Genomic DNA, 12,866 nt, shown 5'->3' on the forward strand with positions numbered 1-12,866 from the left:
CAATGTGCCGATCCAGGGCATTGTAGACGATATTGCACTGGGCACCCTTGAACCAACGATAACGGGGCGCGTTGGAATCATCGAGAACCGTGTCCCAGCACTGGAACCAATCCAGTTCCTGGGCCGCGTCCTCCCAGTAGCCGAGGTGGTCCGCCCTGGCCGAGGCCTGGGCCGTGGCGAATTCCTGCGGGTTGACGTTGGCCTCGATGACCAATTGGGGCAGCGGACGAAAGACGAGTTCTTCGCTCTGGATCATGTCCGGTTCGTTCATGGCGGACTCCTTGCGCGGCTGGTTGCGCTTCATGCATCGTTCCTCGTGGTCTACGCGTTCTCGCCGCGTTGGCGAAGGCGGTTCTCGGCAAAAGGTCTGTTCATGGTGGTGAGCGCCTAAAGTTGCAAAATTTTCTTGAGTTCGCCGATGCGGCGGCGGCTGACCGGCAGTTCGATTTTTTTCCGCCCGGCGGTGCGCAGCATGTAATTGCCGCCGGGCATGGACGCGATTTCCGTGACCATGTCCAGATTGACCAGGTATTTGCGATGCACCCGGCAAAAGCGGTGGGGCTTCAGGCGCGCTTCCAGATTTTTCAGACGATAGGAAGTCAGAAAGCGGTCCTGGGCCGTGTGCACGAAGCTGTAATCCTCGTAGGCCTCGACATAGACGATCTGTGTATAAGGGATGAGGATATGCCGCCCTTCCTGGTTCACGGGCAGTTTCTCGATCTCTGGCGGACGCTCGCGGTTCAGGTCCCAGGCCTGGCGCAGGGCGTTGACGAAAACCTCCTCCTCGTCGTCGCCCAGGGCCAGATGCAGGGTTTCCTCGTTGGAGGCCTGGGCGGCCCGCATGGGCTGGGTCGGCGGCGCGGCTTTTTTACGCGGCAACAGGGGCCTCAGACGCTCGATGGTCCGGGCAAAACGGGCCGCGTTGACCGGCCAGAGCAGATAATCGGCCGCGCCCAGCTCGAACGCCGTGAAGGCGTGGTCCTCCTCGGTGGCGAGAAAGATGAGGGCCGGCGGGTCGTCCCCCTGGGCCAGATGCGCCGCCAGGTCCATGCCGCTGACCCCATGCGGCAGCTCCGTGCCCATGAAAAAAACATCGTAGGGGATGAAGGCGAGCATCTCCAGGGCCTCGAACGAGGACACGGCCTCGCCGAGCACGACGATTTCCTTGACAGGGTCGAGGAGGTCTCGCAATTGGGAACGAACCTTGGAATCCGGATGCAGCAACAGGGCTTTGAGCTTGGACATGACGCCAGCCTGGTCACGGGTAATGGGACAATCGATTCTCTATCCTCGAAGTCCAAAGACCTCAAGTTCCAACCCGCGCCACGTGTCCGGCCACCCTGGCCCCCTCGCGATATCGCGGTCCGCCTTGGTTTTCGGCCCGCTTTTCCACCCCGTCCGGAAATGGACAACGTCAGGGAAATCACATACCAGAAAACGTTTTTTATCCGTACAACACGGGTGTCCAAGCACCCGCGACAGGACCCATGCCCACACAAGAACACATCAGAAATTTCAGTATCATCGCCCATATCGACCACGGCAAGTCAACCCTGGCCGATCGGATCATGGAAAAAACCAAGCTCATTTCCGATCGCCAGAAAAAGGACCAATACCTGGATCGCATGGAATTGGAACAGGAGCGCGGCATCACCATCAAGGCCCAGACCGTGCGCATTCCGTACCGCTCCAAGAACGGACGGGACTATATCCTGAACCTCATCGACACCCCCGGCCACGTGGACTTTTCCTACGAGGTCTCGCGCAGCCTGGCCGCGTGCGACGGCGCGCTCCTGGTGGTGGACGCCACCCAGGGCGTCGAGGCCCAGACCCTGGCCAATGTCTACATGGCCCTGGACAATGATCTGGAGGTCGTGCCGGTTCTGAACAAGATCGACCTGCCCAGCGCCGAGCCCGAACGGGTGGCCGAGGAGATCGAGGAAGTCATCGGCCTGGACTGCACGGACATGGCCACGGTTTCGGCCAAGACGGGCCTGGGCGTGGAGGATCTGCTGGAAAAACTGGTCGAACGCGTGCCCGCGCCCAAGGGCGACACCGACGCCCCGCTCAAGGCCCTGATCTTCGACTCCTGGTACGACTCCTACCAGGGCGTTGTCGTTTTGTTCCGCGTGCTCGAAGGCATGATCAAATGGGGCCAGCGCGTGGTGATGTGCGCCACGGACAAGAAGTACGAGGTCACCCGCCTGGGCGTGTTTTCGCCCGAGGCCATGGACATCAAGTCCCTGGGCGCGGGCGAGGTCGGCTTTCTGTGCGCGGCCATCAAGGACCTCAAGGACGCCCAGGTCGGCGACACCATCACCGACCCGGAGCGGCCCACGGACAGTCCCTTCCCCGGCTTCAAGACCATCAAGCCCATGGTTTTCTGCGGGCTCTACCCCGTGGAACCGGCCGAGTACGACACCCTGAAGTCCGCCCTGGAAAAACTCCAGCTCAACGACGCGGCCCTGCACTACGAACCCGAGACCTCCCAGGCCCTGGGCTTTGGCTTCCGCTGCGGATTTTTGGGACTGCTGCACATGGAGGTCATCCAGGAACGCCTGGAGCGCGAGTTCCAGGCCAAGCTCATCGCCACGGCGCCCTCGGTCATCTACCGCGTGACCCGCACCGACGGCGAGACCTTCGACATCGACAACCCGAGCAACCTGCCGGCGCAGGAAAAGATCGCGTCCATCGCCGAACCCTTTGTGCGCATGGAAATCCATGTGCCCAACGAGTACGTCGGCAACGTGCTCGGACTGTGCGAGGAAAAGCGCGGCATCCAGAAGGACATGAAATATCTGACCTCGACCCGCGTGGTCATCAGCTACGAACTGCCCTTCTCGGAGATTGTGTACGACTTCTTCGACCGCCTCAAATCCGTGACCAAGGGCTTCGCGTCCCTGGATTACGAGGTCATCGACTATCGCGAGGCCGATCTGGTCAAGCTCGACGTGCTCATCAACGGCGAACAGGTCGACGCCATGGCCGTCATCGTGCACCGCTCCAACGCCGCCTATCGTGGCCGGGCCCTGGCCCTGAAACTCAAGCGGGTCATCCACCGCCAGTTGTTCGAGATCATCATCCAGGCGGCCATCGGCAACAAGATCATCGCGCGCGAGCGGGTCTCCCCGCTGCGCAAGAACGTCACCGCCAAATGCTATGGCGGCGACATTACCCGGAAACGCAAGCTTCTGGAAAAACAGAAAGAAGGCAAAAAGCGCATGAAGCGCATGGGCAGCGTGGAAATCCCCCAGGAAGCCTTCCTGGCCGCCCTTCAACCGGACGACTGACACAACTCGATCAAGAACATGGACACCCGGCTGGAACCCTTGGATTGCCAGGCGTGGTGGACGCGCCACAAAGGAGCCCAGCTCGCGCCGATGGCCTCGCCGCGCCCATCACCGCTGCGGTCCCGCGGACAACGCGGGCGTTCACGGGGCAGTTCTGATCGAAAATGGAAGCCCGTCCTCACCCAATGCATAAAAACCGCGCCCGCGGCGTCATAGGCAGGTAGAATCATGAACCCTCGTTGGCAAACAGTGCTCAAGGAATACGCCGAAGCCCTCATCGTGGCCTTTGTCCTGGCCTTTTTCATCCGCTCCTTCGTGGTCCAGGCCTTCAAAATTCCGTCCGGCTCCATGCTCCAGACCCTGCAGATCGGCGATCATCTGTTGGTGACCAAATTCGCCTACGGCGTGAAGATTCCCTTCACCGACATCATGGTCGTCAAACGCCAGGGCCCCGAGCGCGGGGACATCATTGTCTTTGAATTCCCCGAGGACCCCTCCAAGGACTTCATCAAGCGCGTCATCGGCGTGCCCGGCGACGTGATCGAGATCAAGGACAAGCAGGTCTTTCTCAACGGCGTGCTGCAAAACGAGTCCTATATCCAGCACACGGACACGGCCAACAATGCAACCATGCGTCGTGACAATTTCGGGCCGGTCATGGTGCCCGAGGACAAGTATTTCGTCATGGGCGACAACCGCGACGAATCCTATGATTCCCGTTTCTGGGGATTCGTGGACCGCGAAAAAATCGAGGGCAAGGCCCTCATCCTGTACTGGTCCTGGGCCAGCCTGACCGACATCCGCTGGGAACGCATCGGGCAACTGGTGGAATAGGCCCATGATCGCCAAGGTCGCCACCGCGGCGCTGTTGGGTATCGACGCGTTCACCATCGAACTCGAGGTGGACCTAGCCCGCTCCGGCATGCCGGCCTTCACCATGGTCGGCCTGGCCGAGGGCGCGGTGCGCGAGGCCAAGGAACGGGTCTTCGCGGCCCTCAAGAACACGGGCTTCCGGCTGCCGCCCAGCCGCATCACGGTGAATATCGCCCCGGCCGACATCCGCAAGGAAGGTTCGGGCTACGACCTGCCCCTGGCCCTGGGTCTTTTGGCCGGGGCCGAGCTGATTCCATCCGAAAAGCTCTCCGGCTTCTATCTGGCCGGGGAGCTTTCCCTTTCCGGGGAGCTCAAGCCCGTGCCCGGCATCCTGCCCCTGGCCCTGCGCGCCAGGGCGGCCGGAGCGAGGGGGCTGATCGTGCCCCGCGACAACGGCCAGGAAGCGGCCGTGGTGCAAGGCCTGCCCGTTTTCGCCTGCTCCAGCCTGGACGAGGTGATCCGCTTCGTGTTGGGCGAAGTCGAAATCACGCCCGCCATCTGCGCCGTGGACGATCTCTGGAACCGACGCGAAGTCTTCCTGAGGGATTTCGACGAGGTCAAAGGCCAGGAGCGGGCCAAGCGGGCCATCGAAATCGCCTGCGCCGGCAACCACAACCTGCTCTTTCTCGGCCCGCCAGGCAGCGGCAAGACCATGCTCTCCAGCCGCATTCCGACCGTGCTGCCGCCCTTGTCCTTTGACGAAGCCCTGGAAGTGACCAAAATCTATTCCGTGGCCGGAAAGCTGCCGCCGGACCAGCCCTTGATGGTCACGCGCCCGTTCCGCTCCCCGCACCATACCATTTCCGACGCCGGACTCATCGGCGGCGGCCAGTATCCCCGTCCGGGCGAGTTGTCCCTGGCCCATCGCGGCGTCCTCTTTCTGGACGAACTGCCCGAGTTCAAAAAGCACGTCCTGGAAGTGCTGCGCCAGCCCCTGGAGGAAGGACGGGTGACCATTTCCCGCGCCGCCATTTCCCTGGAATACCCGGGAGACGTCATGCTTGTCGCGGCCATGAACCCCTGTCCGTGCGGGTACCTGGGCGACGAGCACCACCAGTGCACCTGTTCGCCGATGCAGATCCAGCGCTATCGCTCGCGCCTGTCCGGCCCCCTGCTGGATCGCATCGATCTGCACGTCGAGGTGCCGGCCGTGCCATACCGGGATCTCAAGCAAACCAAGGGCGGCATCAGCTCCGCCGTCATGCGCGAACGCATCGACCAAGCCCGCGCCGTGCAGGCGGCGCGCTATGCGGGCCTGCACTTTTCCTCCAACTCCGAACTTTCCGGACAATGGCTGGAGCGCCACTGCGCCCTGGGTGAAACCGAACACGCCTTTCTGGAAAGCGCGGTCCTGCGTCTGGGCATGTCCGCCCGAGCCTTTACCCGGGTGCTGCGCATTGCCCGGACCATCGCCGACCTGGCCAAGGATCGTGTCCTGACCGTGACCCACCTGGCCGAAGCCCTCAACTATCGCACCCTGGACCGCCAAACCCGAGAATAATTCCGGTCCGGGTTGCGGACCCAAGGGATTCTGGGCTACTTCCTTTCTCGAAAACCGTTGCAAGGAGCCTATCATGACCTCGATTTTCGATGACCGCGCCTATGCCGGCACCCTGACCCGTCGCGACTTCATCAAGCTCGCCGCCCTGGCCTCCGTGTCCGTGGCCGCCGGTTGCGCGGCCAATCCCGTCACCGGACAAAGCCAGCTCATGCTCATGAGCGAGGGCGAGGAAGTACAGATCGACAAGGTCAATTCCCCGCACCAATTCTCCGCCGACTACGGCGTGTCCCAGGACAAGGCCCTGGGAGCCTATGTCGCGGGCGTGGGCACGCGACTGGCCAAGGTTTCGCACCGCACCCAGATGCCCTACAATTTCAACGTGGTGAACGCGACATACATCAATGCCTACGCCTTTCCCGGCGGCAGCATCGCCATCACCCGTGGCATCCTGGCCGAACTGGACAACGAAGCCGAACTGGCCGGGCTGATCGGGCACGAACTGGGGCACGTCAACGCCCGGCACACGGCGGCCCGCATGTCCAAGGGAAAACTCATTTCCGGTCTGCTCGGGGGCGCCTCCCTGATCGCGGGCGCGGCCAACCAGACCCTGGGCAACCTGACCGGGGCCATCGGCGGTCTGGGCGCCAGCCTGCTCCTGGCCAAGTACAGCCGCGAGGATGAACGCCAGGCCGACGAACTGGGCATGGAATACATGGTCAAATCCGGCCATTCCCCCCAAGGCATGGTCGGGCTCATGGACGTGCTGCGGTCCATGGGCAAGAGCCAGCCCAGCGCCATCGAGGCCATGTTCGCGTCCCATCCCATGAGCACCGAGCGCTACGAAACCGCCGTGCACCGTGCCCAACAGCAATATGGAGGGCAGCAAAACCTGCCCCAGAACGCCGAGCGCTACAAGGATTCCACGGCCAGATTGCGTAAGCTCAAGCCCATGTTCGCCCGCTTTCAGGAAGGGGACAAGGCCATGGCCGCCAAGGAATACCAGACCGCCCAGGAGCGCTATGCCGACGGCCTTGCCTATTCTCCAAACGATTACGCCGGTCTGCTCATGATGGCCAAATGCCACATCGCTCAAAAAAATGGCCAGGAAGCGGCCAATTTCGCGGCCCGCGCCAAAACCATCAACCCCAACGAGGCCCAGGCCCAGCAGCTGCACGGCGTGGCCGCGATCATGCTCAAACGCTACGACGCGGCCCTGGGGGATTTCAGGGCCTATGACAAACGCCTGCCCGGAAACCCGAGCATCACGTTCATGAAGGGCTTTTGCCTTGAAAACATGAAAAGCAAGCAGGCCGCGGCCGAGGAATATCACCGTTATCTGAAACAGGTCACCCAGGGCGACATGGCCGAGCACGCCTACTCCCGACTCAAGGCCTGGGGATATCTCTGATCTGGAAGGCCCAAATGCAAAGCGGCCATCCGGCAGCGGGTGGCCTTTTTTTTGATCCCGGAGGTTTCAATGCGCTTTTTCATCCGACTGAGTCTTTTGCTCATGGCCCTGACCGTCATGACCCCGGCCTGGGCCGAAGAAACAGCCCCACCCGCAACCGAGCCCGCGCCACCCGCCGAAGATGCCGTGCTGGCCAATTTTTTCCAAGCCAAAACCCAGGAAATGGAAGCCCTGCGGCAGGATGTCACCGATCTGCAAGTCCAGTTGGACGAGCTGAACGCGACCTTCATGCCCGCCCTGGAAACTGCCCAGGCCAGGCTTCAGCTGCTCGAAATCATGGCCCGCATGGTCAAGACCAACCCTTATGACATGCGCGTGGCCTTGGCCGAAGCCAAATTCATGCAAAAAGCCCTGGCCAAGGACTACCTGCCCCTGGAAAATCTGGCCAAGGAATTGGAACTCAAACAGGTCACGGTCCAATCCCTGGAAGAAGACCTGGAACGGAAGTGGGCGGCCAGCCTGGGCAAGGATCTGCGCCAGGACGTGCTGGCCATTCGCAAGGGCGTGACCGAGGTCGGACAAAAAATCAAAACCACCCAGGGCCAAATCGACAAGGTCAAGGTTGCCGTGGACGCCATCCAGAACCGCGTCCAGGAGTGGATCACCACCTTCGAGACCCAGCTCCCCCTGATCTGGCGGGCGGAATTCCTGGACGGAGCGGAGTTCAAGCTTCTGCCGCCGCCAGGAGCCGACATCTCCAAGGAACTGATGGACTGGTTCGCGAACATGAAAACCTTTTTCTCCACCCAATATTCCTCGGAAACCGTGAACGCCGGAGACTGGGTCGGGACCTTTGTTCTCTTCTGGCTGCCGTTTGTCATCATCGGCATGGTATCCTTTCGCTTTCTATCCAGAATCTTCGAAAACGCCCACGCTGGCGGCCGCATCACGGCCGCCCTTGGAATCCTGAGCCTGTCCTTCGGGCTGTCCCTGCTGGCCGCGTTCCTGTCCGGCAAGGTCAAGCAAACCTCGTTTCTACTGGCCTGCACCCATATTTTCATGCTCTACGGCGTGCAGGCCCTGGCCTGGGTCTTCCGCAACGTGCGCGGGGTGTTGAAACACAAAACCCTACAGCCCCTGCTGCCCCTGGTTTTTTTGTCCATGAGCGTCGCCGTCCTGGACCTGCTGCGTCTGCCTCAATGGCTGGAACATCTGACCTGGGTCAGCCTGCTGGTCCTGAGTAGTCTCTTTTTCGGCATGATCCAGCCACAGCTACGCTACGAACGGCTTATCCGCAGCGTGCACCCCTACATCCTGGCCGTGTTCGTGGCCATGGCCGTGCTCGGTTGGGGCAATCTGGCCGTGTTGACCAGCACCCTGTGGGGTGTCCTGGCCCTGGCCATGCAGCTGGCCATCGGCACCACCAGCGTGATCCGCGTGGCCGTCGAAAAAATGGACAAAACCGGCCTGAACGCCCTGGTCGCCGACCTGACCATGACGGTTCTTGGTCTCTTGGTCTGGGCGGGCGTGGCCATCGGCGTCATGACCTGGATCACCATCAATCTCGGCACCAACGCCGTGGTCGAAAAACTGTCTTCCATGGAACTCAACTGGGGGGACTTTTCCTTCAACTTCCTGCGTATCGGCGTGGTGTTGCTATTCTTCCAGCTTGTCCGCTCCCTGACCAAGGCCTGGAAAGCGATCATGGAAAACGAACAACTGCGCTGGAAAAACATCGACCACGGCGCGGCCGCGTCCCTGCAGCGCATCGGCATTTATTGCATGTGGTTGCTGTTCATCCTCGTCAGCCTGAACCTGCTGGGCATCAGCCTGACCAATTTCGCGGTCATCGCCGGTGGTCTGTCCGTGGGCATCGGTTTTGGCATGCAGACCATGATCAGCAACTTCATCAGCGGCCTGATCCTGCTCTTTGACCGTTCCATCCAGGCCGGCGACGTCATCGAAATCAACGGACTGTGGGCCCAGGTCGAAAGCGTCAACATCCGCAACACCGTTGTCCGGACGTATGAAAACGCGAAGATCTTCGTCCCCAATTCCGACCTCATCGCCAACCAGGTCACCAACTGGACCTATCGCAACGACGTGCGCATCCGCCGCGACATCGCCGTGGGCGTGGCGTACGGGTCGGACGTCCAGTTGGTCAAAAAGCTGCTCGTGGAAGCGGCCGAGGAACATCCGGCCGTGTTGTCCGCGCCAGCGCCCTGGGTCATCTTCAACAACTTCGGCGCCAGTTCCCTGGACTTCATCCTGCGCCTCTGGGTCCGGCACGTGGATTTTTCCGCCTCGGCGCCCTCGGAAATCCGCGAGGCCATCGATGCCAAGTTCCGCGAGGCCGGCGTCGAGATTCCCTTCAATCAGATGGATGTGCACCTGCGGCCCGGCGATGGATTCGTGCGTCTCAAGAACGAAGCCTAGGTCTGTTTCCCGAGCAAAACGCGAAGCATTTCCGGGGCACGGGCATCCCGTCGACATGGGGGCGGCCATGGTGGCCGCCTCCATGTTTTTTGAAATGAGATTTTGTTCGGATCATCACAACGTTCAGATATTTTTTGTGCGGACTGCGTCCGGATGGCCGGATCAAAGCGGCCCCCTTTCTTCCTGACTACCGGCCTTGAAGCACCGCCCTGGAGCCGACAAGGCCGCGCGTTGACAAATCCCCTCCCGCCAATAAACTTAGTCCACGACCTAGCCAAACACGGAGGAATCATGCAGCAGGTAAATATTCACGAAGCCAAAACCAACCTGTCCCGGTTGATTGACATGGCCGTCAAGGGCGAACCGTTCATCATCGCCAAGGCCGGAAAGCCCATGGTCACAGTCACGGCATATCAAACCCCGGCAAAGCCGGCCCAGCGGATTGGTTTTTTGAGCGGACAGATTGCAGTCCCCGAGGATTTTGACGCCATGGGAAAAAATGAAATTCAGAGCCTGTTCGAGGGCGGTGAATGAAAATTCTCCTCGACACGCACATGCTCTTGTGGGCCGCTATCGGAACCTTGCCCCGTCAGGCGGCGGAATTAATCGGTGACATCAATTCTGATCTGTTTTTCAGCCCGGCCAGCATCTGGGAAATCTGTATCAAGAAAAGCCTGGGAAGAAATGATTTCAGGGTTGATCCGGAAGTGCTGCGACGCGGTCTGCTGGACAACCAGTACACAGAGCTGGGCATCACCAGTCAACACGCGCTGACTATCAACGATCTGCCCCTGCTCCACAAAGACCCCTTCGATAGGATGTTGCTGGCCCAAGCCAAATGCGAAGGCATCTCCCTGCTGACCTCGGACGCCATGTTGCGCGACTATCCCGGCCCTATCATTTTCATGCCCAAACCGCGCTAATCCAGCCACTCCAACTTTTCCCCGCCATAAACGAACAGGCCGGTCATTTGCATGGCCGGCCTGTTCGTTTTCAATCCCTTCTCCGGGCTTATTTGTAATACACCTTGATTTCATTGGTCATCACCGTGCCCATGCCCGGCGTGGCCTGGCCGCTGGCGATGACCACGTTTTCTCCGGGTCGGAACGTGCCAGAGTCCTGAATAAATTTTTCGGCCCGTTTCTGGTGGCTTTTGGGCTCTGTCGGGCTTTCCACCGGCGTGATGCTCCAGAAAAAATTCATCCAGCGCATGATGCGTGCGTCCGTGGTCATGGCATAGATGGGTTGAGCCGGACGACGGGAACTGATGTACCGGGCCGTGGCACCAGTGGTCGAATGACAGACCAGGGCCACGCTGTCCGCGTTTTCCGCCATGAGGCAGGCCGAATAGGCGATGAACTTGGGCGGGTTCTTTTCCGCCTTGGGCACGTACGGCCCACCAAGACGATCCAAATAATAAGGTTCGGCGTACTGCGCGATTTCGTTGATAAAACGCACGGCCTCCACCGGATAGCTGCCGATGGCCGTTTCCTCGGACAGCATGACGCAATCCGCGCCGTCGAGCATGGCGTTGGCCACATCCGTGGACTCGGCCCGGGTCGGAATGGGGTTCTTGACCATGGACAAAAGCATCTGGGTGGCGACAATGGCCGGCTTCTGGGCATGACGGCAGGCGCGTAAAATCTTCTTCTGAATTATGGGGAGTTCGGCCGGGCTGCATTCCAGTCCCAGATCGCCGCGCGCGACCATGATGGCATCTGCCACGTCAAGAATGGAATCGAGCTTGTCCACGGCGTTCTTGCGCTCCACCTTGGCCACCACCGGAATCCAGGTCCCGTGCTTGGCGATTTCGGTTTTGATGTCCTCGATGTCGTCCTTGCTTTGGACAAAGGACAGAGCCACTGCGTCAATGCCAATATCCAACCCCTGGTGCAGATCGCGTTTGTCCTTTTCGGTCATGGCCGCGACCCTGAGCGTCTTGCCGGGAAAGGCAATGCCCTTGTGGGATGTCAGGATACCGCCGTTCGTGGCCTCCAGAACAAACAATCTGTCCTTCTCGATGACCTTGATCACCGTGAACTGCAGCATGCCGTCGGACAAGGACACGGGCATACCCACCTCCAGGCCTTCAAGCAATTCCGGGACGTCCAGACTGATGAAAATATCTTCTCCGGCCCTGTCGGCCGCGTCCGGCCCGCCCAGGCGCACATAGGCGCCCTTGCGGATCTGCAGGGGGGATCCCTTGACCTCGCCGATGCGGATTTTCGGGCCGCACAAATCCCCCATGACCGTCAGACAAATACCGGTTTGGGCCTCGACCTGACGAATTTTCTGGATGACCGGACCGAAATGGGCCGCGTCGGAGTGAGAAAAATTGAGCCGGAAAACACGGACTCCAAGCCGGACCATATCCGTCATCACGTGCTGGTCCATGGACGCCGGACCCAGGGTGGCCACTATTTTCGTGCGCATAAGCGTATCCTCGTTCAATGTTGTTGGGTAATTAGAGGATTCCATACAAAGGTCCGCCGGGCAGGGCAAGCGCGTCCACCTTTTTTTCGATTTCTGGCACATTCTCGAGCGGCGGCGCGTGATAGGTCTTCAGCCGCGCGTCAACGACCATGCTCCGGCATCCCCAATGCTTGCAGTGGGTTGCCCCGTGCAGTCCGTAGGTGTCCGTGGCCGGGTCGGACCGGGTAAACGTGACCCACAAAAAATTCTCCCACGACGCGGCCGTGAACGCCGCGTCATCGGCCACGACGAGAAGCGGAAAGCCGTCCAGTTCCGGCCCCTGCTCCAACGCGCGGCACAGGTCGTCCATGGCTGGGTCCTGGGTGTCGCGGGGCTGGGCGTGGGGCGGGCCGGACAAAACCAAAATACCCGGGGTGAAAAACCGCAGCGAGTGAAAGCCCTCCGGCAAAGGCAATTTGTCCGGAAGACGTGTGGCCAAAACGCGTTTGGGGCTGCCAGCCGCCGTCCACAAGACCTTGGAGCCCTGATTGAGGCTGATGCCGGAATAATCCAGGGTATCCATGGTCGTACGAGTGATGAAATGCAGGTCGCGCCCCAGATCGAGCCGTTCCAGCACATGCCGGAAAAACGCGGGCACGTCGTGGCAGGACAGGGCGGGGTTATCCTCGCGCGCGGCCAGGATCACGTATTTGGACAGCGAGGTCTGGGTCGTGCCCAAAAGCGACAGGCCGTTGGTGATCAATTCCTGCGGCTGACGCTCGCCAGCATAGGGCACATAGCGTTCGCTGCCCACGGCCAGCAGCAACGGATGGACGCCGGCTGCGTCCACGGCATGGACCTCGTGCACCCCGCCAAAAACCTGGGGGACCAGCTCCGCGGTCAGTTCATGGATAAACGCCCCGAACATGGTGTCCTCCTGGGGCGG

The 12,866-nt window shown here is 60.7% G+C and carries 11 protein-coding genes; 7 read left to right on the top strand and 4 right to left on the bottom strand.

Annotated features, from left to right (window positions below; genetic code table 11):
- Together EOL86_07340 and EOL86_07345 are read right to left on the bottom strand one after the other, a co-directional pair.
- Nucleotides 1-304: acetyl-coenzyme A synthetase (locus EOL86_07340; GenBank protein NCD25390.1), on the bottom strand; the 304-nt coding region annotated here is incomplete at its 3' end.
- Nucleotides 305-387: 83 nt separating this feature from the next.
- On the bottom strand, nt 388-1,245 hold the full coding sequence (locus tag EOL86_07345) for a response regulator transcription factor (GenBank protein ID NCD25391.1): 858 nt from the start codon (nt 1,243-1,245) through the stop codon (nt 388-390).
- Nucleotides 1,246-1,487: 242 nt separating this feature from the next.
- Between EOL86_07345 and EOL86_07350 the strand changes: the two genes are divergently transcribed.
- The 7 genes from EOL86_07350 (at nt 1,488) to EOL86_07380 (ending at nt 10,431) form a co-directional block, all read left to right on the top strand.
- A complete protein-coding gene (locus EOL86_07350; GenBank protein NCD25392.1) occupies nt 1,488-3,290 on the top strand; it encodes an elongation factor 4 in 1,803 nt (600 codons plus the stop codon).
- Between the two features lie 228 nt (nt 3,291-3,518).
- Nucleotides 3,519-4,124, top strand: a complete 606-nt coding sequence (lepB, locus tag EOL86_07355) for a signal peptidase I (GenBank protein NCD25393.1) — start codon at nt 3,519-3,521, stop codon at nt 4,122-4,124.
- Between the two features lie 4 nt (nt 4,125-4,128).
- The gene (locus EOL86_07360) at nt 4,129-5,664 is read left to right on the top strand and encodes an ATP-binding protein (protein ID NCD25394.1); all 1,536 of its coding nucleotides are present in this window, start codon (nt 4,129-4,131) and stop codon (nt 5,662-5,664) included.
- Nucleotides 5,665-5,737: 73 nt separating this feature from the next.
- Nucleotides 5,738-7,072, top strand: coding sequence for a tetratricopeptide repeat protein (locus tag EOL86_07365; protein ID NCD25395.1), 1,335 nt, complete (start codon nt 5,738-5,740; stop codon nt 7,070-7,072).
- 69 nt (nt 7,073-7,141) lie between these two features.
- Nucleotides 7,142-9,508, top strand: a complete 2,367-nt coding sequence (locus EOL86_07370) for a mechanosensitive ion channel (protein NCD25396.1) — start codon at nt 7,142-7,144, stop codon at nt 9,506-9,508.
- Nucleotides 9,509-9,799: 291 nt separating this feature from the next.
- Complete coding sequence (locus EOL86_07375; GenBank protein NCD25397.1) at nt 9,800-10,042, top strand: type II toxin-antitoxin system prevent-host-death family antitoxin; 243 nt, start codon at nt 9,800-9,802, stop codon at nt 10,040-10,042.
- A complete protein-coding gene (locus tag EOL86_07380; GenBank protein ID NCD25398.1) occupies nt 10,039-10,431 on the top strand; it encodes a type II toxin-antitoxin system VapC family toxin in 393 nt (130 codons plus the stop codon). Before EOL86_07375 ends, EOL86_07380 begins: the two co-directional genes overlap by 4 nt.
- Nucleotides 10,432-10,519: 88 nt before the next feature.
- Here the strand turns inward: EOL86_07380 and pyk are convergent, their stop codons facing one another.
- Both pyk and EOL86_07390 read right to left on the bottom strand, forming a co-directional pair.
- Entirely contained in the window at nt 10,520-11,941 is a 1,422-nt protein-coding gene (gene pyk, locus EOL86_07385; protein ID NCD25399.1) for a pyruvate kinase, read from the bottom strand.
- 31 nt (nt 11,942-11,972) lie between these two features.
- The coding region (locus tag EOL86_07390; GenBank protein ID NCD25400.1) for a 3-octaprenyl-4-hydroxybenzoate carboxy-lyase at nt 11,973-12,866 on the bottom strand (894 nt) is incomplete at its 5' end.

It is taken from the genome of Deltaproteobacteria bacterium (genome assembly GCA_009930495.1).
Classification (GTDB): domain Bacteria; phylum Desulfobacterota; class Desulfovibrionia; order Desulfovibrionales; family Desulfomicrobiaceae; genus Desulfomicrobium.

Bases quoted from the DNA above. Each gene is read 5' to 3' on its own strand.
- EOL86_07360 (NCD25394.1), top strand. From the start codon at position 4,129: ATGATCGCCAAGGTCGCCACCGCGGCGCTGTTGGGTATCGACGCGTTC.
- EOL86_07370 (NCD25396.1), top strand. From the start codon at position 7,142: ATGCGCTTTTTCATCCGACTGAGTCTTTTGCTCATGGCCCTGACCGTC.
- EOL86_07365 (NCD25395.1), top strand. From the start codon at position 5,738: ATGACCTCGATTTTCGATGACCGCGCCTATGCCGGCACCCTGACCCGT.
- pyk (NCD25399.1), bottom strand. From the start codon at position 11,941: ATGCGCACGAAAATAGTGGCCACCCTGGGTCCGGCGTCCATGGACCAG.
- EOL86_07380 (NCD25398.1), top strand. From the start codon at position 10,039: ATGAAAATTCTCCTCGACACGCACATGCTCTTGTGGGCCGCTATCGGA.
- EOL86_07375 (NCD25397.1), top strand. From the start codon at position 9,800: ATGCAGCAGGTAAATATTCACGAAGCCAAAACCAACCTGTCCCGGTTG.
- EOL86_07350 (NCD25392.1), top strand. From the start codon at position 1,488: ATGCCCACACAAGAACACATCAGAAATTTCAGTATCATCGCCCATATC.
- EOL86_07345 (NCD25391.1), bottom strand. From the start codon at position 1,245: ATGTCCAAGCTCAAAGCCCTGTTGCTGCATCCGGATTCCAAGGTTCGT.
- lepB (NCD25393.1), top strand. From the start codon at position 3,519: ATGAACCCTCGTTGGCAAACAGTGCTCAAGGAATACGCCGAAGCCCTC.